At 62.8% G+C, this 22,895-nt stretch carries 20 protein-coding genes and 1 pseudogene; 12 read left to right on the top strand and 9 right to left on the bottom strand.

Features of this window, described 5'->3' with window-relative positions:
- The first annotated feature begins 91 nt into the window (after positions 1 to 91).
- The 9 genes from AF337_RS24370 (at position 92) to AF337_RS24410 (ending at position 9,318) form a co-directional block, all read left to right on the top strand.
- The gene (locus AF337_RS24370) at positions 92 to 604 is read left to right on the top strand and encodes an A24 family peptidase (RefSeq protein ID WP_049734174.1); all 513 of its coding nucleotides are present in this window, start codon (positions 92 to 94) and stop codon (positions 602 to 604) included.
- A gap of 110 nt (positions 605 to 714) precedes the next feature.
- Positions 715 to 1,530, top strand: a complete 816-nt coding sequence (gene cpaB / locus AF337_RS24375) for a Flp pilus assembly protein CpaB (RefSeq protein ID WP_049734175.1) — start codon at positions 715 to 717, stop codon at positions 1,528 to 1,530.
- Positions 1,531 to 1,542: 12 nt separating this feature from the next.
- A complete protein-coding gene (locus AF337_RS24380; protein ID WP_049734176.1) occupies positions 1,543 to 3,042 on the top strand; it encodes a type II and III secretion system protein family protein in 1,500 nt (499 codons plus the stop codon).
- On the top strand, positions 3,039 to 3,797 hold the full coding sequence (locus AF337_RS24385; protein WP_049734177.1) for a CpaD family pilus assembly protein: 759 nt from the start codon (positions 3,039 to 3,041) through the stop codon (positions 3,795 to 3,797). The genes AF337_RS24380 and AF337_RS24385 overlap by 4 nt, the downstream gene beginning before the upstream one ends.
- 14 nt (positions 3,798 to 3,811) lie before the next feature.
- The gene (locus tag AF337_RS24390) at positions 3,812 to 5,089 is read left to right on the top strand and encodes a CpaE/TadZ family protein (protein ID WP_049734178.1); all 1,278 of its coding nucleotides are present in this window, start codon (positions 3,812 to 3,814) and stop codon (positions 5,087 to 5,089) included.
- Between the two features lie 31 nt (positions 5,090 to 5,120).
- Positions 5,121 to 6,596 (top strand): TadA family conjugal transfer-associated ATPase, encoded by a 1,476-nt coding sequence (locus tag AF337_RS24395; protein WP_049734179.1) that lies wholly within the window; start codon positions 5,121 to 5,123, stop codon positions 6,594 to 6,596.
- Between the two features lie 5 nt (positions 6,597 to 6,601).
- The gene (locus AF337_RS24400) at positions 6,602 to 7,609 is read left to right on the top strand and encodes a type II secretion system F family protein (protein ID WP_049734180.1); all 1,008 of its coding nucleotides are present in this window, start codon (positions 6,602 to 6,604) and stop codon (positions 7,607 to 7,609) included.
- 15 nt (positions 7,610 to 7,624) lie between these two features.
- The gene (locus AF337_RS24405; protein WP_049734181.1) at positions 7,625 to 8,611 is read left to right on the top strand and encodes a type II secretion system F family protein; all 987 of its coding nucleotides are present in this window, start codon (positions 7,625 to 7,627) and stop codon (positions 8,609 to 8,611) included.
- Positions 8,612 to 8,685: 74 nt separating this feature from the next.
- Positions 8,686 to 9,318, top strand: a complete 633-nt coding sequence (locus tag AF337_RS24410; RefSeq protein WP_049734182.1) for a LysE family translocator — start codon at positions 8,686 to 8,688, stop codon at positions 9,316 to 9,318.
- A 9-nt stretch (positions 9,319 to 9,327) separates the two neighbouring features.
- On the opposite strand, the gene AF337_RS24415 is transcribed toward AF337_RS24410, so the two are convergent.
- Complete coding sequence (locus AF337_RS24415; protein ID WP_049734183.1) at positions 9,328 to 10,164, bottom strand: tetratricopeptide repeat protein; 837 nt, start codon at positions 10,162 to 10,164, stop codon at positions 9,328 to 9,330.
- 143 nt (positions 10,165 to 10,307) lie between these two features.
- Here AF337_RS24415 and AF337_RS24420 point away from each other — a divergent pair, with 143 nt between their 5' ends.
- The 3 genes from AF337_RS24420 to AF337_RS24430 all read left to right on the top strand — a co-directional run bounded on the left by AF337_RS24420 (position 10,308) and on the right by AF337_RS24430 (position 13,101).
- On the top strand, positions 10,308 to 11,699 hold the full coding sequence (locus tag AF337_RS24420) for a leucyl aminopeptidase family protein (protein WP_049734184.1): 1,392 nt from the start codon (positions 10,308 to 10,310) through the stop codon (positions 11,697 to 11,699).
- Between the two features lie 159 nt (positions 11,700 to 11,858).
- Positions 11,859 to 12,209: a MarR family transcriptional regulator gene (locus AF337_RS24425; protein ID WP_007634042.1), complete on the top strand. Its 351-nt coding sequence runs from the start codon at positions 11,859 to 11,861 to the stop codon at positions 12,207 to 12,209.
- Between the two features lie 34 nt (positions 12,210 to 12,243).
- Complete coding sequence (locus AF337_RS24430) at positions 12,244 to 13,101, top strand: C40 family peptidase (protein WP_049734185.1); 858 nt, start codon at positions 12,244 to 12,246, stop codon at positions 13,099 to 13,101.
- Here AF337_RS24430 and AF337_RS24435 read toward each other — a convergent pair whose 3' ends face one another.
- The 8 genes and pseudogenes from AF337_RS24435 to purU all read right to left on the bottom strand — a co-directional run.
- A complete protein-coding gene (locus AF337_RS24435; protein ID WP_049734186.1) occupies positions 13,102 to 13,962 on the bottom strand; it encodes an ABC transporter permease in 861 nt (286 codons plus the stop codon). It abuts the gene before it with no gap.
- Positions 13,963 to 13,965: 3 nt separating this feature from the next.
- Positions 13,966 to 14,913, bottom strand: a complete 948-nt coding sequence (locus AF337_RS24440) for an ABC transporter permease (RefSeq protein WP_049734187.1) — start codon at positions 14,911 to 14,913, stop codon at positions 13,966 to 13,968.
- A 352-nt stretch (positions 14,914 to 15,265) separates the two neighbouring features.
- A complete protein-coding gene (locus AF337_RS24445) occupies positions 15,266 to 16,795 on the bottom strand; it encodes an ABC transporter substrate-binding protein (RefSeq protein WP_190238047.1) in 1,530 nt (509 codons plus the stop codon).
- A gap of 138 nt (positions 16,796 to 16,933) precedes the next feature.
- Positions 16,934 to 17,839 (bottom strand): LysR family transcriptional regulator, encoded by a 906-nt coding sequence (locus tag AF337_RS24450; protein ID WP_049734189.1) that lies wholly within the window; start codon positions 17,837 to 17,839, stop codon positions 16,934 to 16,936.
- A 40-nt stretch (positions 17,840 to 17,879) separates the two neighbouring features.
- On the bottom strand, positions 17,880 to 18,875 hold the full coding sequence (locus tag AF337_RS24455; protein WP_049734190.1) for a P1 family peptidase: 996 nt from the start codon (positions 18,873 to 18,875) through the stop codon (positions 17,880 to 17,882).
- Between the two features lie 128 nt (positions 18,876 to 19,003).
- Positions 19,004 to 19,198, bottom strand: coding sequence for a hypothetical protein (locus AF337_RS24460; protein ID WP_003544544.1), 195 nt, complete (start codon positions 19,196 to 19,198; stop codon positions 19,004 to 19,006).
- Between the two features lie 519 nt (positions 19,199 to 19,717).
- Positions 19,718 to 22,639 carry an aminotransferase gene (locus tag AF337_RS24465; RefSeq protein ID WP_049734191.1) on the bottom strand — a complete coding sequence of 974 codons (2,922 nt, stop codon included), beginning with the start codon at positions 22,637 to 22,639 and terminating at the stop codon, positions 19,718 to 19,720.
- 119 nt (positions 22,640 to 22,758) lie between these two features.
- Positions 22,759 to 22,895 (bottom strand): annotated as a pseudogene (purU, locus tag AF337_RS42535) (formyltetrahydrofolate deformylase); the annotation flags it as partial.

Consider the following 22,895-nt stretch of genomic DNA (forward strand, 5'->3'; position numbering starts at 1 on the left):
CGGCCAAATTCACTTTGGCCGATATATCGAGCGGGCTCACAGGCTGAACGGCCGTGAGCCTTTTCGCATCAAGTCGGGATCGGGTATACGCATGATCGCAGCTGCAGTCTTCGTGATACTGCCACTCTGCCTGGCCATGGCGGCCTTCTCGGATCTGTTCACCATGACGATTCCGAACCGCGTTTCCCTGATCCTCATCGCCTCCTTTTTCGTCCTCGCGCCGCTGTCCGGCCTTGGCTTGCAAGCGATCGGCATGCATCTTGCCGCTGGCGCCATTGTCTTTACCGCCTGCTTCGCTCTTTTTGCCTTCAATGTGATGGGCGGCGGCGACGCCAAGCTGTTGAGCGCCACCGCGCTCTGGTTCGGCTTGAACGAATCCCTTCTTTTCCTGATGACCGATGTTGCTATCATCGGTGGCTTGATCACCTTGCTGATCCTGCTGGTGAGAGCGCAATCGAACACGATCCTCGCCATCGGCCTGCCGGTGCCGAATTCGGTCCTGCTCGCCAAGAAGATCCCCTATGGCATCGCCATCGCGATCGGCGGCTTCATGGCCTTCCCTTCCTCGCCGGTCTTCCTCGCCGCGCTGGAAAGCCTGAAATAACGGCATTTTAAATGCCCGTTAACTTAAAATGTAAGCGTTCCATTAACCATAATTATACCAATTGCTGAGCATTCTGCGGGGCGAACATATCGTGCCCTGAGGAATGATCGATGAAACCGGCCCGCCTTATAATCCTAGCTGTCGCCCTGGTGGCAGCCGGCCTCGCCGGCTTCCTGGCGATGCAAATGGCGGGCAGTGGCGGTGTCGTCACCCAGGTTCAGTCGGTCATCGAGAAGGAACCGACCGTCAACATCCTCGTCTCCAACGCCAATCTGGCGGTCGGCGAAAGGCTGGACGAGAAGTCGGTGCATTGGATGCCCTGGCCGCAGGGCGGTGTTGTCCCGGGCCTGATCACCGAAGCCGACAAGCCGGACGCGATCAAGGATCTGCAGGGTGCCGTCGTGCGCCTGCCGATCTTCGAAGGCGAACCGATCCGGCCGGAAAAGGTCGCCGATTCCAATAGCCGCATCCTTTCCTCGCTGCTGCCGGCCGGCAAACGCGCTGTCGCGACTGAGATATCGGTGGCGACGGGCGCCGGTGGTTTCATCCTGCCGAACGATCGCGTCGACGTCATCATGGTTCGGAAGGGCACCGAGGCCAACAAGCTCATCACCGAAACCGTGCTGAGCAATGTCCGTGTCCTCGCCATCGACCAGCAGATTCAGGAAAAGGACGACGGCTCGAAATCAGTTGTGGGAACGACTGCGACGCTCGAGCTCACGCCGGATCAGACGAAGGTTCTCGCCGTCGCCCAGCAGATGGCGGACCGGCTGTCGTTGGCGCTGCGTTCGGTCGCCGATGCGCAGGAGCAGGATACCAGCGCCGCCGACTATCTGCTGAGCGGCGACAACGGCAGTGCGATCATCCAGGTCATCAAATCGGGCGCCATCGTTACCGATGCCGGCGCAGCGCCGAAGGCGGAGTAAGAGGACGTGCAAATGGGCAATTCAAAGCGGCGCGCCGGGATTCTCCTGACAGGTTGCCTCTCGCTGGCAGTCGGCGTCTCCGGTATTGCGCCGGCCTCTTTCGCGCCGCTCCTAGGCTCAGGCGAGGCGCGTGCCGAGTCCGAAAACCTGGTCCGCATCTCGCAGACTGGCCGCGATGCCCACCGCCGGCTGAAGCTCGGGCTGAACAAGGCCGTCGTCGTCGATCTGCCCGAAGATGCGCATGATATCCTCGTATCCGATCCGACCATGGCCGATGCCGTCACCCGCACCTCGCGGCGCATCTATTTGTTCGGCAAGAAGGTCGGCCAGACGAATATTTTCGTTTTCGGCGCCGGCGGGCAGGAGATCGTGAATCTCGACATCGAGATCGAGCGCGACGTGTCCGGCCTCGAAGTCAATCTCCGCCGCTTCATTCCAGATTCCAACATCAACGTCGAAATCGTCTCCGACAACATTGTGCTGACCGGCACCGTGCGCACACCACAGGATGCCACGCAGGCCGCCGATCTGGCGCAGGTCTTCCTGAAGGGCGGCGAAGCGACGACCAGAACCGAGACGGCATCCGGCACCGGCGGCGACAGTTCGGTGGCGCTCTTTGCCGAAGGCCGTCAATCCTCGCAGGTCGTCAACCTGCTGCAGATCGAAGGCGAAGACCAGGTCACCCTCAAGGTGACGATCGCCGAGGTCCGCCGCGAGGTGCTGAAGCAACTCGGCTTCGACAATCTGGTTTCCAATTCCTCAGGCATGACGGTCGCCCAGCTCGGTAGCCCCAGCGCCGACAGCGCCACATCCGTCGTTGGCGGCGGCCTAGCGGCGCTCTTCAAGAGCTCGATTGGAAAATACGACATTTCCACCTACCTCAACGCGCTGGAGCAGGCCAAGGTCGTCAAGACGCTTGCCGAGCCGACGCTGACGGCGATATCGGGCCAGGCCGCGACCTTCAATTCCGGCGGCCAACAGCTGTATTCGACGACCGACAGCGACGGCAACGTCACCGTCGTGCCGTTCAACTACGGTATCAACCTCGCCTTCAAGCCAGTCGTGCTCTCATCGGGACGCATCAGCCTTGAGATCAAGACCAATGTCTCCGAACCGGTCGCCGGCAGCGGCAACGCCACATATCAGCGCCGTTCGGCGGAAACCTCGGTGGAACTGCCCTCGGGCGGCTCGATCGCGCTGGCCGGCCTGATCCGCGACAACGTCTCGCAGACGATGGGCGGCACACCCGGTGTTTCCAAAATCCCGCTGCTCGGCACGCTCTTCCGCCAGAAGGGTTTCGAGCGTCAGGAAACCGAGCTCGTCATCATCGCGACGCCCTATCTGGTGCGTCCGGTGGCGCGCAATCAGCTCAATCGGCCTGACGATAATTTCAGCCCCGAAAACGACGGTGCAACCTTCTTCCTCAACCGTGTCAACAAGGTCTATGGCCGCCGCGAGGCGCCCGTGGCCGATGCGCAGTTCCATGGCTCGATCGGGTTCATCTACAAATGAGCGGGGCAGGAACGGCAGCAATGGAAGAGAACAGAGATCAGGCGATGACCCATATCAATTCGACGACACCCCGCCTCGGAATCTCGAAGGCGCTGCTGGCCGCGGCCGGCGTTTCGGCGGTGATCCTTTCTGGATGCGCCGGTCCGCACGACCAGCTGACAACAGGCGGCATTCCCGACGACTATCGCGCCCGCCACCCGATCATTGTGACCGAAGCGGAGCAGACGGTCGATATACCCGTCGCTTCCACCGATCGCCGCCTGACCATTGCCCAGCGTGACCTCATCCGCGGTTTTGCCGCAAACTACATCGCCCGCGCCTCGGGTCCGGTTTACGTGCTGTCGCCGCAAGGTTCGCCGAATTCGGCGGCGGCCTATCAGCTGCGCAATCAGGTCCGGGCCGAGCTGGCTTCGAGGGGAATCGCAAGCTCGAAAATCGTCAACACCTCCTATGCCGCGGTCGGCCCCGGCGATGCGGCGCCGATCCGGCTGAGCTTTACCGGCACCACCGCGATCACCACCCAATGCGGCCAGTGGCCGAAGGACATCTCGAACGATTTCACCAACCAGAATTACTATAATTTCGGCTGCGCCTCGCAGAACAACCTCGCCGCCCAGATCGCCAATCCGGAAGATCTGGTGGCGCCTCGCGGCATGACGCCGATCGACGCGCAGCGGCGCAACAATGCGATTCAGGAATATCGCACGACGACATCGACGATCGAAGAGGTCGCCGGCAGCGACAGCAGCTTCTGAGACGGGACGGGACGATGAGCGCGATCGAATACGAAATCAAAAATCCGAGCGAGCTTCGCCACGCCGAGGAGGCGGTGCGCATGGCGGATCTGGAAAATATGCGGCCGCTGCCGCGCATTTCCGTGCATGCTTTTTGCGAGAGCGAAGCGCTGCAGCAGGTCATGGAACGCTGCGCCAATGACCGGCGTATGGCGAAGGTCAGCATGCGCATCACCAGCGGCGGCATCGCCGCTGCCGCCAATATGTTCTCAGGCGCCCCGACGCCGAACCTGATCATCCTGGAGACCAAGGCTAATTCCGGGAGCCTGCTCGGCGAACTGGCGCCGCTCGCCGCCGTCTGCGATCCGACGACCAAGGTCGTGATCGTCGGCTATTACAATGATATCGGGCTCTATCGCGAACTCATCCGCAACGGTATTTCCGAATATATGGTCCAGCCCGTCGCGATGCCCGATATCCTGGCGTCGATGGCCTCGATCTTCGTCGATCCCGAAGCCGAGCCGCTCGGCCGCAGCATCGCCTTTATCGGCTCGAAGGGCGGCACCGGCGCTTCGACCATCGCGCATAATTGCGCCTTCGGCATTTCCAATCTCTTCTCCACCGAGACGATCCTGGCCGATCTCGACCTGCCCTATGGCACGGCGAACATCGACTTCGATCAGGACCCGGCGCTCGGCATCGCCGAAGCGGTCTTTGCGCCCGATCGTCTCGACGAGGTCTTCCTCGACCGCCTGCTGACGAAATGCTCCGCGCATCTTTCCCTGCTTGCGGCACCTTCGCTGCTCGACCGCGCCTATGATTTCGATGGCCAGGCTTTCCAGCCGGTGCTCGATGTCCTGCAGCGCAGCGCGCCCGTGACTGTGCTCGATGTTCCCCATGCATGGTCGGAATGGACACGCTCGGTGCTGTCGAGCGTCGACGAAGTGGTCATCACCGCCGTTCCCGATCTCGCCAACCTGCGCAATGCCAAAAACATGCTGGATGCGTTGCGCAAGATGCGGCCGAACGACAAGCCGCCGCATCTCGTCCTCAATCAGGTCGGCATGCCGAAGCGCCCGGAGATTTCACCCTCGGATTTTTGTGAGCCGCTTGAGATTGATCCGATCGCGATCATCCCCTTCGACATCAATCTTTTCGGCAACGCCGCCAATAGCGGCCGGATGATCTCGGAAGTCGACCCGAAATCGCCGACGGCGGAGACCTTTTCGCAGATATCGCACATCGTCACCGGCCGTGTCGCGATCAGGAAGGCGAAGAAGGGCGGCCTGCTGGGCCTCCTGAAGCGTAAGTAGCAAGCAGAACAAGCAGATTGGATTAAGCGGCATGTTTGGAAAACGCGGAAATGAAGGTTCCGGAAAGGTCGGAGGGACGATTGCTCCCCCGCCGCCGGCTCCGGCTGCCGCCCCTGCGGCCTCTTCTCCCTCCGTTCTGGTCGAACCGTCGCGCGAGCCCGCACGCCAGCAGGTGACACCGCCGCCGATGCAGACGCCGCAGCGCAAGCGCCCTGTTCGCACCGATGAATATTACGACACCAAGGCGCAGGTCTTTTCCGCGCTGATCGATACGATCGATCTCTCCCAGCTTTCCAAGCTCGACGGCGAAAGCGCGCGCGAGGAAATCCGTGACATCGTCAACGACATCATCACCATCAAGAACTTTGCGATGTCGATCTCCGAGCAGGAAGAACTGCTCGAGGATATCTGCAACGACGTCCTCGGTTACGGTCCACTGGAGCCGTTGCTGGCGCGTGACGATATCGCCGACATCATGGTCAACGGCGCCGGCCAGACTTTCATCGAAGTCGGCGGCAAGACGATCGAATCGGAGATCCGCTTTCGCGACAATGCGCAGCTTCTCTCGATCTGCCAGCGCATCGTCAGCCAGGTCGGCCGCCGCGTCGACGAATCGAGCCCGATCTGCGACGCCCGTCTGCCGGATGGCTCGCGCGTCAACGTCATCGCGCCGCCTCTGTCGATCGACGGACCGGCGCTCACCATCCGCAAATTTAAGAAGGACAAGCTGACGCTCGATCAGCTCGTTCGTTTCGGTGCGATCACGGCTGAGGGTGCGACCGTGCTGCAGATCATCGGCCGCGTGCGCTGCAACGTTGTCATTTCGGGCGGCACCGGCTCGGGCAAGACGACGCTGCTGAACTGCCTCACAAACTATATCGACAGGGACGAACGCGTCATCACCTGCGAGGATACGGCAGAACTGCAGCTGCAGCAGCCGCATGTCGTGCGTTTGGAAACACGCCCGCCGAATATCGAAGGCGAAGGCGAGATTACCATGCGCGATCTCGTCAAGAACTGCCTGCGTATGCGCCCCGAGCGCATCATCGTCGGCGAAGTGCGCGGACCTGAGGTTTTCGACCTGCTGCAGGCGATGAACACCGGTCACGACGGCTCGATGGGCACCATCCACGCCAACACACCGCGCGAATGCCTGAGCCGTATCGAATCGATGATCGCCATGGGTGGCTTCACCCTGCCGGCAAAGACGGTGCGCGAGATCATCTCTAGCTCGGTTGATGTGATCGTCCAGGCGGCGCGCCTTCGCGACGGTTCGCGCCGCATCACCCAGATCACCGAGGTGATCGGCATGGAAGGTGACGTCATCATCACCCAGGACCTGATGCGTTACGAGATCGAAGGCGAGGATGCCGGCGGCCGCCTGATCGGCCGGCACATGTCGACCGGCGTCGGCAAGCCGCATTTCTGGGATCGCGCCCGCTACTTCAACGAGGAAAAGCGTCTTGCCGCTGCCCTCGACGCGATGGAAGCGAAAACGAAGGATTAGGCGAGATGTTCGGGTTCGATCCGATAGTGCTGGCAATCGTCGTCCTCGCCGCCGTCTCCGCGGCGGCAGTCGCCTATGCCCTGATGTATTCCCGGATCGAGGCCGACAAGAAATCGGCAAGCCGCATCGACCGCGTCAAGTCGGCCGAAAGCGACCGGGTCAAGGTCAAGGCTGCCCGCGACCGGGTGCAGGAAATGTCGAAGCGCCGGAAATCGGTGCAGGACAATCTCAAGGATCTGGAAAAGCGCCAGCACGAAAAAACCAAGAAGACCCTGACGATGAAATCCCGCCTGGTGCAGGCCGGCCTGACTTTCACGGTCGGGAAATTCTATCTCTTCAGCGCCATCTTCGCCTGCGTGCTGCTGCTCATGGCTTTCATCGTCGGTGTATCGTTGATGGTGATGTTCGGGATCGCCGTCGTCGCCGGTCTCGGCCTGCCGCGCTGGATCGTCGGCTTCCTGATCAAGCGCCGCCAGAACAAGTTCCTCAACGAACTTCCCAATGCGCTTGACGTCATCACCCGCTCGATCAAATCAGGCCTGCCGCTCAACGATGCGATCCGTCTTATCGCCACCGAAGGCACCGAGCCGGTCAAGAGCGAGTTCCGGCGGGTGATCGAGGCACAGCAGGTGGGCCTCAGCATCCCCGATGCCTGCGCCCGCATGACGACCCACATGCCGCTCCAGGAAGTCAGCTTCTTCGCCATCGTCATCGCCATCCAGTCACAGGCCGGCGGCAATCTGTCGGAAGCGATCGGCAACCTTTCCAAGGTGATACGCGAGCGCCGCAAGATGAAGGCCAAGGTCTCGGCGCTGTCGATGGAAGCCAAGGCGTCGGCGGTCATCATCGGCGCGCTGCCCTTCATCGTCGCGACCCTCGTCTATCTGACGTCGCCGAGCTACATGATGATCCTTTTCACCGATCCGCGCGGCCACCTCATCATGGGTGTCTCGGCGATCTGGATGTCGATCGGCATCTTCGTCATGCGCAACATGGTCAATTTTGACATTTAGCCGGAAGGACGCACCATGTCGCAGGACCTTGCCGCAACCCTGACCAATCCAAGCATGCTGATCGCGCTCCTCGTCGCGATCGCGGTCTTCGCCACGTTTTATACGATCGCCGTCCCCTTCTTCGAACGCGGCGATCTCAACAAGCGTATGAAGGCTGTTTCCACAGAGCGCGAGCAGATTCGCGCGCGCGAACGCGCCCGCATGAACACCGAAACCGGCGCCGGAAAGGCCTCGCTCAGGAACCAGAACAATCGCTCGGTCCGCCAGATCGTCGAGCGCTTCAACCTGCGCAAGGCGCTCGTCGACGAGAATACCGTCAACAAGCTGCGTGCTGCCGGTTTTCGCTCGGAAAATGCGCTGAATACTTTCCTCGTGGCGCGTTTTCTGCTGCCCTTCCTCTTCCTGGCGCTTGCCACCTTCTGGGTCTTCGGCCTCGGCAATCTCGCCGACAGGGGCACGCCCATCCGCCTCTTTGCCGTTATCGGCATCGGCTATCTCGGCTTCTACTCGCCGAACATCTATATTTCGAACCGCATGGGCAAGCGTCAGCACTCGATCAAACGTGCCTGGCCGGATGCGCTCGATCTGATGCTGATCTGCGTCGAATCGGGCATCTCGATCGAGGCGGCGATGCGTCGTGTGTCGGAAGAACTCGGCGAGCAGTCGCCGCCGCTTGCCGAGGAGATGGTGCTGACCACGGCCGAGCTCTCCTTCCTGCCGGATCGTCGCGTGGCGCTCGACAATCTTGCCACGCGCACCCAGATCGAGCTGGTGCGCTCGGTCACTCAAGCGCTGATCCAGGCCGATCGCTACGGCACGCCGGTGGCGCAGGCGCTGCGTGTCCTCGCTCAGGAAGGACGCGACGAGCGCATGAACGAAGCGGAAAAGAAGGCGGCGGCCCTGCCGCCGAAACTGACGGTGCCGATGATCCTGTTCTTTCTGCCCGTGCTGATCGCCGTCATTCTCGGTCCGGCCGGTATCCAGGTGTCAGACAAGTTCTGAGGCTCGCCGCCGTCTAAACCGGTTCCGATCTGAGGGATAATGCGGTACCTTCGATCGCGAACGAGGGTTTTCGTATGTCTTCTGCAGGCGTTTTCATCAGCATCATGGCAGCCCTGGCGGTCGGCGCGATGAGCCCCGGCCCGAGCTTCGTCGTTGTCTCCAGGATTGCCATTTCGCGCTCCCGGCGGGACGGTCTTGCGGCCGCACTCGGCATGGGCGCCGGCGGCGTCGTTTTTGCCGTGCTGGCGCTCGCCGGGCTGACGGCGCTGCTGTCGCAGTTCGAATGGCTCTATATCCTGCTGAAGGTCGCAGGCGGCGCCTATCTCATCTATATCGCCGTCAATATCTGGAGAGGTGCTGCGCGGCCGCTGGAGGTTTCCAACGCCGGCGATGGCCAACGCGCGCCGAGGCTGAGCTTCACCACCGCGCTGCTAACCCAGCTCAGCAACCCGAAGACCATCATCGTCTATGCCAGCCTCTTTGCCGCACTTCTGCCAAGGACGGTGCCGCTCGATCTGATGGTTGCGCTGCCGCTCGGCGTCTTTGCGGTGGAAGCGGGGTGGTATTCGATCGTGGCGCTGGCCTTTTCGGCCCGCCATCCGCGGCGGCTCTATCTCGCGGCTAAGAGCTGGATCGACCGGGCCGCCGGTGCCGTCATGGGCGGCCTCGGACTTCGTCTTATTTTTTCGGGCCTGCGCGCCCGCTAAAACCCATTGTCAGTTGGTGTTGCTGGCGTCCGCCGCACCCGGCGTCTTGTCCTTGGCGGCAAGCTTCTGCCAGGAATTCTGCTGCGAGAGCATGCCTCTGAGATAGGCGACATTGGCATCGGCCTGTTGCGGCGAAAGTTCGCGCCGCGCGATCTGCTCGGCTTCGGGGAAACGCCCCTGCAGGCCGACGACGAGCGCGAGGTTCTGCCTGACGCGGCTGTCGGCGGTGGGCTGGCCGGCGGCGGAACGCAGGTAGGTTTCGGCGGTGCGCAGATCGCCGGTCAGCACATAGGACATGCCGAGATTGGAAAGGATCGAGGGCTCGTTCGGCTGGATGTCGAGTGCGTCGCGGTAGCGCTGCCGGGCATCGCTTGCCCGGCCCATCTGGTCGAGGATCGCGCCTTCGGCCGAGATCAGTTTCCAATCCGGACGATCCGGTGTCTGGGCGCGGCCGATCGTGTCGAGCGCCTGCTGGAACTGGCCGGCCGCCGCCTGCGCCTTGCCGTAGGCGGCGAGCACGTTGCGGTCGGCAGGATTGCTGATCGCCACCTGCTGCATGACGGCGAGAGCCTGCGCATCACGACCGTTCATGCGCAGCAGATTGGCATAGTTGACGCCGGTGACCGGATCGCGCGGGTTCTTTTCGTAGGCCTGGCCGAGCCGGTCGGTTGCCGAGCGCAGCTCGGTGGCGTCCATCTCTTCGACCGGCTTGGTGAGCTTCGGCACCGAGCCGGTCGTCATCCGATCTTTGGTCGTCGAGCAGCCGGCAAGTGCCAGGACGATCAGCGATGCCGCAGCGCCCTGCAGGATACGATGGGTGAATGTGGTGGTGAGCGAGGCCGGCATGACGCGTTCCCTGGATTCCGAAATCGGCGCCTGACCTCGAAGCGGAACAGGGAAAGGTTTGACGCAATCTTCGCTCCAGCAATAGTCTGTTAACCCTAACAGACCGTTAAGGAGTGATTCCTTGCGACCGCCGAAGGACAATCATGGCCCCCTATCAGTTCATCGAGAGACCGACCCCTTTCAACACCAAGGGCGGTTCGACGCTGCCGATCTTTGCAGTCACCCCTGCCCATATCGAGACCGGCACGATCGATCCGATCGCGCTCGATTGGGCGCAGAGGGCGGGCTACAAGGCCGAAAGCGGGTCGCTGCTGCTGATCCCGACGGCCGAGGGCCATCTCGGCGGCGCGCTTTTTGGCCTCGGCACCAATCCGTCCGAGCAGCCTTACATCACCGGCAGGCTCGCCCGGGCGCTGCCGGCCGGCGACTGGCACATCGAGACTGCTCCGCTGACGGCAAATCGCCTGGCTTTGGGCTTTGGTCTCGGCAGCTACCGTTTCGACCGCTACAAGTCCGAAAGAACGCCGGCGGCGACGCTGATGATCCCCCGCGATGCCGACAGTGCCGATATCAAACGCCAGCTCGCCGGCGTCTTTCTCGCCCGCGATCTCATCAATACGCCGACCAATGACATGGGGCCGAACCAGCTCGAAACCGTGTTCCGTGGTTTGGCTGCACATTACAAGGCAGAGGTATCGGTTATCACGGGCGACGATCTGCTCGAGCAGAATTTCCCGCTGGTTCATACCGTCGGCCGCGCCAGCGTCGATGCGCCGCGCCTTCTCGAGCTGCGCTGGGGCAAGAAGGGTCATCGCAAGGTGACGCTCGTCGGCAAGGGCGTCTGCTTCGATACCGGCGGCCTCGATATCAAGCCTGCCGCCTCCATGCTGCTGATGAAGAAGGACATGGGCGGCGCGGCGAATGTCATGGGGCTCGCGTTGATGATCATGGACGCCAAGCTGAAGGTCGATCTGCGCGTCATTGTCCCGGTCGTCGAAAATGCGATCTCCTCCAATGCCTTCCGCCCTGGTGACATCTATAAGAGCCGCAAGGGGCTGACCGTCCAGATCGACAATACCGACGCTGAAGGCCGTCTGATCCTTGCCGATGCGCTTGCCTATGCCGACGAGGAAGAGCCCGATCTCCTGATCGACATGGCGACGCTGACGGGCGCTGCCCGCGTTGCGCTGGGTTCTGATCTCCCACCCTTCTTCACCGACGACGCCAATCTGGCCCACGACCTGACCGAAGCGAGCCTGGAAACGGACGATCCGATCTGGCGGCTGCCGCTCTATTCCGGCTACGAAAAGGATATCCGCGCCAAATTCGCCGATCTCACCAACGCGCCGGCCGGCGGCATGGCGGGAGCGATCACCGCCGCACTTTTCCTCAAGCGTTTCGTCGGCAAGACGAAGAGCTGGGCGCATTTCGACATTTACGGCTGGGCGCAGTCCGAGCGGCCGCATTCGCCGGGCGGCGGTGAAGCACAGGCAATCCGCGCGCTCTTCCATCATATCCGCGAGAGCCTGCGCTGACGGTGCAAACGACCGCTGAGGGGCGGTCCCATATTGCCCCGCGCTGCCGATCGTTAAAATTTTATTCACCCTGCCGGGCGGCAATTCCTGCCGCCTCTTGCATGTCCATGGCAACTGCCGGAAAATGAAACGTTAGCGTAACGATTTTCCGGAGGGGCCGTGCCGATCGAACTGACCGCCTCGCAGGCGTTGGGGCTCTGGCATGGCGTGGCGCTCGATCAGGTCCGCCACGATGACCGCGATTTGACGTTGCGCCAGATGGCGATCCTGCTGCATATTTATCTGGTGCCGCCACCGCATACGGTGCGCGGGCTTGCCGCGACTCTTGAGGTCACCAAGCCGGTCATCACCCGCGCCCTGGACACCATGGGCGAGATGGGCCTTGTCGATCGTGTGCGCGACGATGCCGACCGGCGCAGCGTGATCATCAAGCGCACCGTCGGCGGCGCGCTATACCTGGAAAAGCTCGGCGACCTCGTCCGTGATCAGGCCCGCCGGCTGCCGCTCTGAGAGGCTTCTGAAAGGCCACTTGAAAGGAATGTCAATGACGATGCTCGACCGCCGGCTGCATGCCTATCGGCCGGATCTCGCAGAAGCGGGGCTCGAAGGCAAGGTAGAGGCGTTGCGCTTCGTCGAAGGCGCCCCGGCCCGCATTGCCGTTCCGGTCGCCGGCTTGCGTCCCGAACCGGAACCTGCGCGTGGCATCGATACCGAACTGCTGCTCGGCGAGGATGTGACGGTGTTTGATCGCGCCAACGGCTGGTGCTGGGTGAAAGCCGCCTCGGACGGTTATGTCGGATATCTCCCTGAAGAGGTGCTTTCGCAAAGCCTGATGGCGCCGACCCATATCGTCACCGTTCAGCGCACCTTCCTCTATCCGGAACCGGAGCTGCGCAAACCCCACCGGGCGATCCTGTCCATGGGAAGCCGCATCCATGTCGCCGGCGAGGCGGAAGCGCGCGGCAATCGCTATGTCGTGCTCAAGGATGGAACCGCGATCTTCGCCAAACACGTCCAGCCGATCGGCGGGCTCGACGGCGCCGATTACGTCGAGATCGCAGCCCGTTTCCTGGAGACACCCTATCTCTGGGGCGGACGCTCCGGCCTTGGTATCGATTGCTCCGGTCTCGTCCAGCTGGCGATGCTGATGACCGGCAGAAAGGCGCCGCGCGATACCGACATGCAGGCCGCCGGCCTCGGCCAACCGATCGACCGTTCCGAAATTCGCCGCGGCGACTTGGTGTTCTGGAAGGGCCATGTCGCCGTCTTCGAGGATCCGGAAACCATTCTCCACGCCAACGGCCACAGCATGACGGTGGCGCGCGAGAATTTCGAGGCCGCCGTCAAGCGCATCGGCTGGCTTTACGAGCAGCCGACCGGTTACCGCCGTCCGATCGGCTGATCAGGGTCGCACCTCGCGTGGGTCGAGAAGGTCGCGCAAGCCGTCGCCAAGCATGTTGAAACCGAAGACGGCGAGCGCGATGGCAAGGCCGGGCAGGATCGCCAGCCAGGGCGCAAGCGCCAGATAGGTTTGCGCATCAGCCAGCATCCGACCCCATGTCGGCGCCGGCGGCGCCATGCCGAGCCCGAGGAAGCTGAGCCCGGCTTCGGTCAGGATCGCCAGCCCCAGCTGAATGGCGCCATGCACGATGATCTGGCTGATGATGTTCGGCAGCACATGGCGCAGCGAAATGGTCAGGCGCGTATTGCCGAGTGCGCGCGCCGCCGTCACATAATCGCGGCTCCAGGCCTGCAGCGAGGTCGCCAGCGTCACCCGTGCAAAGACCGGGATCATGAAGACGGCAATCGCGGTAATTGCCGTGAAACGCCCGGGCCCGAGAAAGGCGCCGAGCACCATCGCCGACAGGATCGGCGGCAGCGCGAAGATGACGTCGCAGATGCGCGTCATCAGCGTTTCGAAAGGGCCGCGGATTGCCGCCGCGGAAATGCCGGCGATCGAGCCGAGCGTCCCGCCGACCGCAACCGCGGTGATGGCGATCGACAGTGAATTCCAGCATCCCGCCATCAGCATCGACAGCACGTCACGGCCGAATTGATCGGTGCCGAGCAGGCCGAAGGCAAGCGGCGACTGCAGCTTATGGCTGATCTGCATTTTCGCCGGCGGCAGCGGCGTCCAGACGAGCGACAGCAGCGCAACGGCGACCAGCAGGCCGATAATCACCGCTCCGGAAACCAGGTTCATTCGCCGGCTAAGTTTAAGGTCGCGGCGGCCGGCAATGGCGGTGGAAACGACGGGAGCCATGTCTCAAACCGCCTTTCTCATTCTGGGATCGATCGTGAGGTAAGAGAGATCGACGATGAAATTCACCAGGATGACGAGAGCGGCGAAGAACAGCACGACATCCTGCATGACGATGATATCGCGCTGGGAGAGCGCCTGCAGCGCCAGCCGCCCAAGGCCGGGCAGGTTGAAGACGTTTTCCACCAGCACGGCGCCGGCGACGAGAAAGGTGAACTGCAGCCCGATCATGGTGAGGATCGGGATCAGCGCGTTCGGCACGATATGCCGCCACAGCACGACCCTACGGGAGAGTCCCTTGGCGACGGCTGTGCGGGCAAAATCCTCATGCAGCGTCTCGAGCACCGCCGAACGCGCCACTCGCGTCAACACGCCCGCTTGCGGCATCGCCAGCGCGACGGCCGGCATGACAAGCGCCTGCAATGCCGGCAGAAGGCCGGCACTCCAGCCCGGAAAGCCGCCGGCCGGCATCAGCCCGAGCGTCGTCGAAAACAGGATGATCAGCAGCAGCGCCACCCAGAAGGCGGGCACGGCGATGCCGATCTGCGAAAACAGCGTGGCGATGACGTCGAAGAGGCCGCCGCGGCGCGAAGCGGCCAGCACCCCGAGCGGCAGAGCGATCGCCACCGAAAGCACGACCGCCATCAGCGCCAGCGGCAGCGTCACCGCCAGCCGCTCGACGATCAATCCGGCGACCGGGACGCCATAGGTGTAGGATTGCCCGAGATCGCCGGAGAATACGCCGGCCAGCCATCGCCCGTAACGCAGGATGAGCGGCTGATCGAGCCCGAGATCATGCCGCAGCGCCGCTACGGTCTCGGGGCTCGCCGAGGTGCCGAGCATGATCGAGGCGGGATCGCCGGGCAGGAGATCCATGACGGTGAAGATCAGCAGCGAGACGATGAGGAGCGTGACGAGGAGACCGGCGAAGCGGCGGAGGAGGAGTGCGATCATGCGGGCCACGCTGCCGGGGTGGCTTGGCGGCTCTCTGATGCGCCGGCGGCGGGTTTGGCGAGAAGGCCAACCCCACTCTCCGTCCTCCTCGGCCTTGAGCCGAGGATCCATTCCACCGCTGTTGATGGGCGCGGTGTGGATGCTCGGCTCAGGGCCGAGCATGAGGGAGGGTGGGGCGGGCGGAGGGAGCCCTCCGAGGCGCCGGCACCAAGAGCGCCATCCGCCAGCGAAACCAAACAATGTCGGCCCGGGTTGACCTGACTTGGCGAGACAGGGGAAAGGTTGTGTCCTATATCGGCCAAATACATGTCGGATCTCTCCAAGGTCTCCTGCATCCCCATCAGGGGCCGCCTCACTCCTCCCACGAAACCCCGGACAATACATTGGACGGGATCGGCTCGTTCTCCCATAGCCCCTTCAGCTTCCTGTCCCAGACCCCGAGTTTCGGCATGACGAAGAGGTAGAGCGCCGGCACGTCTTCGGCGAGGATCTTCTGTGCTTGCGCATAGATCGCATTCTGCGCGGTGGGATCGGTCGTCTCCTGGACCTTCTTCATCAGCGCGTTGAAGACTGGGTTTTTGTAATTGAAATAATAGGGATCGCGCCCGTAGATGTCGATGTCGAGCGGTTCGGCATGGGCGATGATCGTCATGTCGAAGTTGCGGTCTTTCATGATGTCCTGGACCCATTTCGCCGGAAACTCGGTCGGCTCGATCGTCATCGTCACGCCGATCTCGGCAAACATCGCCTGCATCACCTCGGCGCTGCGCGGCGCGTAGGCCATCTGCGGTGATTTGATCGTGAAGGTGAAGCCGTTGGGATAGCCGGCTTCGGCAAGCAGCGCTTTCGCCCTTTCGACGTCATAGGGGAGCACATCCGTCATATCCTGATAGCCGGGATCGTTCGGCGTGTAATGGCTGCCGATCGGCGTGCCGAGGCCCGACCACGCACCGTCGATCACCGTCTTGCGGTCGATCGCCATCATCAGCGCCTGGCGCACGCGCTTGTCGTCGAAGGGCTTCCTGGCATTGTTCATGCCGGCGACGACCTTGAGCTCGGTATTGCCGATCCGGGTGACGAGCCTGGTATCGCCGTCGAAGGAGCTCATCAGCTCGGGTGCTGCAAATTCCGGAAAGGCATCGAGATCGCCGGATTTCAGCGCAGCCGCCTGCGCCTGCGGATCGGCGATGAAGCGGAAGGTCACCTTGTCGAGCTTGGCGGCCGCAGCCTTGTTCCAGTAATCGGCATTCTTTTCCAACTCGACCTTGTCGCCCTTCGCCCAGCTGGCGAATTTGAAGGGACCGGTGCCGACTGGTGTCACCTTGTCGCCGGTGGCCGTCTTCGGCGCGACCATCACCGAAGCCGGCCAGCCGAGCCAATAGATCAGGCTGCCGGTCGGCGCCGAGAGATGCAGCACCAGCGTTTCGGCATCGGGCGTTTCGATCGAGGCGATCGAGGCGAAGAAGCGCTTTTGCGGGTTGACCGAATCCGCGCCGCGGGCGCGGTCGAGCGAAAATTTGGCGCTAGCGGCATCGAAGACCTCGCCGTCATGGAATGTTACGCCGCTCTGCAGCTTGAACGTATAGGTCAGGCCGTCGGGCGAAATCTGCCAGCTTTTTGCCAGTTGCGGCTGGATCCTGCCGGCCTGGTCGATCGTCACCAGCCCCTCGAAGACGTTCTGCCAGGTCACCTGGCCGATCGCCACCGGTGCCGCGATCGTCGGGTCGAGGCCGGTCGGCTCGACGCTCATGCCGAGGGTGAGGGTGGTCTTCGCCGCCTCGGCCGGCGCCATCGCAGCCATCACCAATCCCGCCGTAAGCGCAGCCCTGAGGGAAATCTGCCGGGCGAAGCGCGCCGGCGGCACGAAGGAAAGCTTGATCATCATGTCCCTGTCTGGCCACGCTCAAAGCGAAGGCCTTTCATCAATAGACGACGGACTACACGTGAACACATTATGAGGATTTTTTGCAATCGGTGTAGCCGAAACAGCTACACAGCAAATTGGGTGCAAAGGCAAGCTTTAGCCTTTGATCTTCATGCGTTCGCGCATGAAGTTTTCGATGAAGTCGACCAGGCTCGCCGCCGCAAAAGATAGCTGCCGGTCGGGCGCGACGCAGAGATCGACATGGGTGCGAATTCTCTTGCCGGCAAGCGGGATGGCGCGCAGCTGGCCGGCTTCGATTTCCCGGCGAACGGCAAGCGCCGGCAGTAAAGTGGCGGCAGCCCCGCTGAGGACAAGCTCCTTCAGCATCTCGATCGAACTCGTGACGAAAACGGGATCGAGATCCACTCCCTCCTTTTCGATCAGCGCGTCGAAGGCCTGACGGAAGCCAAAGGAATGCTCCGGCAGCGCCAGCGGGTAGTCGGCAAGTGTTCTCAAGGGGATGTCGGGCCGCGCAGCCGCCGGATGCTGCGGCGCGACGATAAGATCATAGGCGATTTCGGAACGCAGCCGGACCTTGGTGCCTGACATGACGGGCGCAAACAGCGTCACGGCGATATCCGCCGCAGCGCTGCTGACGGCGTCGACGGCCTGCCGCGCGCTGCTGATCGTCACGGTAAAGCGCAGCTTTGGAAATTTCAGACTGAATTCCGCAAGCACCGGCGCCAGCAGACTGGTGAGCGTGGCGCCATTGGCATAGATGCTGACATGGCCGTGTTGCAGACCCTTCAAGTCTTCGATCAGCTGCTGGACGTGATCGAGCTCGCGCAGCGTCCGTCCGGCGCGGGCGGCAAGCAGTTCGCCGGCAGCCGTCAGCTTGACGCCGCGGGAGCTGCGCTCGACGAGCGGCGCGCCGAAATGAGATTCGAGGTTTTCGATCTGCCGGCTGATCGCCGTCGGCGCGACATTGAGGTTTTCGGCCGCCTGGCGCATCGAATTGGTCCTGACCAGCTCGTCGAAATACATCAGCGCCCGGATCTGCATTCACGTCTCTCCGCCATTCCCCGGGTTGGACCCTATTCAATCAATGACCGTCGGGATAGCGGTCGCGCCACGCCTTTTGCGCGCCCTCCACCGGCAGCGCGGTGGCGGCGTAGATGCCGCGGGCGATCGCCCGCGCCATGACGATGGTGGCAAGATGGCAAAGCTCCATCAGGCTTGCCATGTCGTCTCGGCGATGCCTGGCCGTCGAAGCGGCAAAAACGGTGTCGCCGTCGAGCGGCAGATGCGCCGGCAGTAGCGCCCGGGCAAGGCCGTCATGGCCGGCCAGCGAAAGCCGGTGCGCCTCGGCCTTGGTCAGCTGTGCGTCGGTCACCACCGCGCCTATCGTCGTCGCAGGCGTATTCATGCCCTTAAGTCGCATCCTGTGATCGGCCATCGCGGGCATGCCAAGCCCGCCGAATTCTGCGTCTTTCTCGAAGGGTGCTGCCCAGAAATGCGGCCCGTCGCCGATCGTTGCCGAGCCGAGCGCATTGACGGCGACGATTGCCGCGACACGATGCCCGGCACTGCTGACCGCGCTGGCCGAGCCGAGCCCGCCCTTGAAGGTGGCTGTCGTGGCTCCCGTGCCGGCACCCGCGGTGCCGAGCGCGAAGGTGCCTTTCGCGGCGGCTTTCAGTGCCGCATAGCCCATGTCGCGATAGGGTGAATGGAGCCCCCAATCCTTGTCGCCGCCGTTCAGCAGGTCCATCAGGATCGCCTGTGGCACGATCGGTATGCGCACCGGCCCGACCACGAAGCCACGGCCGAGTTCGCGCAATCCGGCCTGCACGCCGCCGGCGGCATCCAGCCCGAAAGCGGAGCCGCCGGAGAGCACGAAGGCATCGACGGCGTTGACGGTCATCGACGGATCGAGCAGGCCGGTGTCGCGCCCGCCCGGCGCGCCGCCGAGCACCGTGCCGGAGGCGACGGTCGGCGCGTCGAAGACGATGACCGTGACGCCGGAACCGAGCGCAAGGTCGGTCGCGTGACCGACGGAAACGCCGTCGATGTCGGTGATGAGGTTGAGAAGATCGGGCAAGGGCGGATCCTTATGCGGATAGGCCGCCGATAGGACTGCAATTGCCCTCAAAAAACAAGACCGGCCCCAAATGGCGGGACCGGTCGGACATCGGGAAAAGCCGTGAATGCGATGCCGGCCTCATGCCCTCAGGCATGAAGCGGCTTCGGATGACGGCGGGTCATCAGATCGTGGATGGCCAGCCGCACCTCGTCAGGCGAGCCGAAACGCTGCTCGTCGAGGTCGTGGACATGAAATTTCACGGCGATGAACTTCAGCCGGTCTTCATCGGGAATGACGATCCCGACGGGAACGCCTGCATATTCGATAACTTGCTTCTTCATAGATAGAACTCCTGCCGCGCGACATGCACAGCCATGACGAATTGACTTGTCTGGTACCGTTGAAAGGAGGACGAACGTCACATTCGACAGTTCGGGCGGGAGAGGGCGCCCGGACGGTCATTGCCAAGCACAGATCGCCCAAGGTCGGCGAGAATATCGATGTCTATCATGCTCGTTCCTTGCGTTGGCGTTGCACTTGAGAGGTCCCGGAAGAGCCCGGGGCCGGCGATGGCTGCCATTGATAATCTACTAACTTAGTAGAGATTACCCTGCAGCCTGTCAGAAACATATTCCGAAACGTGTCAAAATATCGACGATCCGAAAAAATTCATTCCATCCCAGCCGAGCTTTACGGAAAGAAACATATCAGCTCTTCGTAAAATTCGCATGACAGAATCGAAACTCTTTCGATCGCCGCAGCAGAGATAGGAAGCCCGGCTGTTTCAGGCAATGGGCCGTTTCGTTAAAAGTCGGAATGCCTCGAAATGACCGATTTGGTTAATGCCGGAACCACCTCGCTCACCAGCCTTCGTCGAGCACCTTTTCCAGCATGTCGGCGAAGAAATCCGCGCTTTCAATGCTGAGGCAGAGCGGCGGTTTGATCTTCAGCACATTTTGGTGATCGCCGGTCGGCTGCATGATGACGCCGAGGCTCAACAGCCGGTCGCAGATTGCCGCCGTCTCTTCGGTCGCCGGCTCCAGCGTCGTTCTGTCGCGGACGAATTCGAGCCCGAGATAGAGGCCCATGCCGTGCACGGCGCCGGCGATCGGATGGCTGTCGATCAGCGCGGCAAGCCGCGCCTTCAGATGATCGCCGACCGTGCGCGCATTTTCCTGCAGCATTTCCTCGGCCATGATGTCGAGCACCGTCATGCCGGCGATGCAGCTGACCGGGCTGCCGCCGGTGGAGGAAAAGAAAGTGCCCTCCTTCTCCAGCGACCGAGCGATCTCCCGGGTGGTGATGACGGCGCCGAGCGGATGGCCGTTGCCCATGCCCTTGGCGATGGTGACGATGTCGGGCACCACCCCTTGCTGTTCGAAACCCCAGAAATAATGTCCGAGCCTGCCATAACCGACCTGCACTTCATCGGCGATGCAGAGGCCGCCGCGGGCGCGCACCTGTGCGTAGATCTCTCTGAGATAGCCATCCGGCAACGGAATGCCGCCGGCATTTCCGTAGACCGATTCGCAGATGAAGCCGGCAAGGCCCTCGCCGCCGGCGTCGATTGCTTCCAGCACCGGCGTTATGGCGCCGAGATAGCCGGCGGCCGTATCGGGGCCGCGGAAGGCGCCGCGATAGGTATTCGGTGACACGACCGCATGCACCCAGTCGGGCCGGGTGGTCAGAGCCTCAGGATTGTCGGCGATCGAGGTGGAAACGGCGTCACTTGCCGACGACCAGCCATGATAGGCTTCGAGCAGGCAGAGCATGTTGCGCGATCCGCTATGAGCCTGCGCCAGCCGGATCGCCAGATCGTTCGCCTCAGAGCCGCTGTTGACCAGGAAGACCGCGTCCAGCCCGTCCGGCAAAAGTGCTGCGAGCCGTTCGGAAAATTCGGTGATCGCGGCATAGTGGAAGCGTGAGTTGGTGTTGAGCCGCAGCCATTGGGCGCTGATCGCCGCCGCAAGCTTGGGATGGCCATGGCCGAGAATGGAGACATTGTTGACCATGTCGAGATAGGCGCGGCCCTCGACATCGAACAGATGCTCCTTCCAGCCGCGCTCGATCTGGGGCGGCGCTGCGTAATAATTCTTCTGAGCCCCTGCCAGATGCGCCTGCCGCCTGGCGAGCAGCGCGGCGGTTTCAGGTTTCGGCGCATCGGCTCCAGGGCCGAGAAGCAGCGAGGGCGAAGGGCAGAGCACCGACCAGGCCGCCGCCTCGTGCGGCGTGGCAAAGAGCGGCGGCTCCAGCCCCGCGACGCTGCAAAGCTGAACGCGCAGCCCGCCGAGCGACGAAGCCTCGCCGACGACTGTGCCGAGCCGCTCGCCGCCGGCAAGCTCGGCGCCATCCTCGACCGAGGGGTCGAGCCCGTCGAGGTGCAGGGTCATGCCGTCGCCGGTCAGCGTCAGATGCTGGTCCTTCCAGCCGATGCGGCCGGCAAAGGGCGCGGCAACCGCGCTGCCGGCGGCAAGGCATATATCGATATGCAGGGCGCAGGTCGCCTGTCTCCCGGCGGTTCCCGCCCGGGAAAGCCGATATTCGCCGTAGCGCGTCGTCGCCGTGCCGTTTTCGGTCGCAGCCCGGGCAAGCAGCCGCCAGTCCATGTCGGCATTCAGCCAGTTGCCGGCGGAAAGATGCGGGCTGCGCACCCCGAGATCGACATAGGCGATCCCGGCGGGATCGATGTCAGGCAGCAGCGGCAACCATCCCGATGTTTCCGGGGCGGCGACATCGGCGTCGGCGGCCTGGAGGATTGCTGCTTCCATCAATTCGAAGGGAACCGACATTGCCGTATCGAAGATCGCCCGCTCGCGATCGAGATTGCCGCGGACATAGTCGTTGTCGGGATCGACCGAAATCTGCTGCTCGCTGCTGGCGACGAGGATGACCGCGCGGGCGACGATCAATGGCCAGAGTGCCTTCAACTCCTCCTCGGTCAGCGGATAGATCGCCTGATAGGCGGTGACGGCAGGCAGGATGTGAAAAGGGTCGCCCTCGGCCTGATGCAGCAGCGAAGCGCATGTGACGGCGAGGTCGCCGACCAGCCAACCGCGGATGATGTCGCCGAAATCGATCACCCCGTCGGGAATGATATGGCCATGGGCACTGCGATGGCCGACGACATTGTCGCCGGTGACGTCGTGATGCACCGCCTGTAGCCGAAGCGACGGCGCCAGAGGCTGGATGCGGCGAACGGCCATCACCATGGTTTTGGCGATCCGGTCGCGCGCGGTGCTGTCGGTGATGGCGGAAAGCAGTTGCACGGCGACCGGACCCGCCCGCCGGAGATCCCATTGCAGGCTGCGGTCGAGGCCGGGATGGTTGAAATCGGCAAGCGCCTGCGCCAGCCTCGCGCAGAGCGCGCCGAGTGCGGCGACGGACGCCGGCGCCAGATAGCTCAGTTCCGTCAGCCCCTGGCCTTCCAGATATTCCAGCAGCCGGACCTGGCAGCCCTGCCCGCGCACGGTGAGCACGACGATCTCCCGCCCGTCATTGGTGGCGATCACATTGGGAACGCGTGGCGCATCCTGCTTGCTCTTGAGGTGATGGATCGCCGCATTCTGCGCCTCGAGTTCGCGGGTCTCGTAGGCGGCATGGCAGATCTTCAGGACGTAGCGGCCGCGATCGCTATCGACGCGGTAGTTCCGATCCTGCTGACTGCCGAGTTCGGCTATGGTGCCGGACAGGCTGTAATGGGCAAGAAGGATCTCTTCCGCGTCCGCTACGGTGACGTCGGGACGCGGCAGCGTCATGCGATCAACAAGCGCCTCGTCGGTCATGACACCCCTCCCGCAGCATGATTCGATTACCTATTGAAGGCGATAATCAAATACTTGCTGCTGGCAGGCAACGGGAGATTGTCGTTTGCCAGCAAAAGAGATGTGGGTCTCGACCGCGCTCAACCCATGCGTTCGGAAGCGTAGCTGCCGGGGCTGGCCGGGAAGACCACGGTTCTATTGCCGTTGATGAAAGTGCGGTGATGGATATGGGCGTGGATGGCGCGGGCCAGCACCTGGCTTTCGACGTCGCGGCCGA

Origin of the sequence: Rhizobium ecuadorense (genome assembly GCF_001187535.1) — a bacterium.
In the GTDB taxonomy this organism is placed as follows: Bacteria; Pseudomonadota; Alphaproteobacteria; order Rhizobiales; family Rhizobiaceae; genus Rhizobium; species Rhizobium ecuadorense.

Excerpts from the sequence above, each read along its gene's own strand:
- AF337_RS24445 (WP_190238047.1), bottom strand. The coding sequence starts at position 16,795 with ATGATCAAGCTTTCCTTCGTGCCGCCGGCGCGCTTCGCCCGGCAGATT.
- cpaB (WP_049734175.1), top strand. The coding sequence starts at position 715 with ATGAAACCGGCCCGCCTTATAATCCTAGCTGTCGCCCTGGTGGCAGCC.
- AF337_RS24370 (WP_049734174.1), top strand. The coding sequence starts at position 92 with ATGATCGCAGCTGCAGTCTTCGTGATACTGCCACTCTGCCTGGCCATG.
- AF337_RS24395 (WP_049734179.1), top strand. The coding sequence starts at position 5,121 with ATGTTTGGAAAACGCGGAAATGAAGGTTCCGGAAAGGTCGGAGGGACG.
- AF337_RS24460 (WP_003544544.1), bottom strand. The coding sequence starts at position 19,198 with ATGAAGAAGCAAGTTATCGAATATGCAGGCGTTCCCGTCGGGATCGTC.
- AF337_RS24420 (WP_049734184.1), top strand. The coding sequence starts at position 10,308 with ATGGCCCCCTATCAGTTCATCGAGAGACCGACCCCTTTCAACACCAAG.
- AF337_RS24400 (WP_049734180.1), top strand. The coding sequence starts at position 6,602 with ATGTTCGGGTTCGATCCGATAGTGCTGGCAATCGTCGTCCTCGCCGCC.
- AF337_RS24435 (WP_049734186.1), bottom strand. The coding sequence starts at position 13,962 with ATGGCTCCCGTCGTTTCCACCGCCATTGCCGGCCGCCGCGACCTTAAA.
- AF337_RS24450 (WP_049734189.1), bottom strand. The coding sequence starts at position 17,839 with ATGCAGATCCGGGCGCTGATGTATTTCGACGAGCTGGTCAGGACCAAT.
- AF337_RS24405 (WP_049734181.1), top strand. The coding sequence starts at position 7,625 with ATGTCGCAGGACCTTGCCGCAACCCTGACCAATCCAAGCATGCTGATC.
- AF337_RS24465 (WP_049734191.1), bottom strand. The coding sequence starts at position 22,639 with ATGACCGACGAGGCGCTTGTTGATCGCATGACGCTGCCGCGTCCCGAC.
- AF337_RS24380 (WP_049734176.1), top strand. The coding sequence starts at position 1,543 with ATGGGCAATTCAAAGCGGCGCGCCGGGATTCTCCTGACAGGTTGCCTC.
- AF337_RS24410 (WP_049734182.1), top strand. The coding sequence starts at position 8,686 with ATGTCTTCTGCAGGCGTTTTCATCAGCATCATGGCAGCCCTGGCGGTC.
- AF337_RS24390 (WP_049734178.1), top strand. The coding sequence starts at position 3,812 with ATGAGCGCGATCGAATACGAAATCAAAAATCCGAGCGAGCTTCGCCAC.
- AF337_RS24430 (WP_049734185.1), top strand. The coding sequence starts at position 12,244 with ATGACGATGCTCGACCGCCGGCTGCATGCCTATCGGCCGGATCTCGCA.
- AF337_RS24440 (WP_049734187.1), bottom strand. The coding sequence starts at position 14,913 with ATGATCGCACTCCTCCTCCGCCGCTTCGCCGGTCTCCTCGTCACGCTC.
- AF337_RS24385 (WP_049734177.1), top strand. The coding sequence starts at position 3,039 with ATGAGCGGGGCAGGAACGGCAGCAATGGAAGAGAACAGAGATCAGGCG.
- AF337_RS24415 (WP_049734183.1), bottom strand. The coding sequence starts at position 10,164 with ATGCCGGCCTCGCTCACCACCACATTCACCCATCGTATCCTGCAGGGC.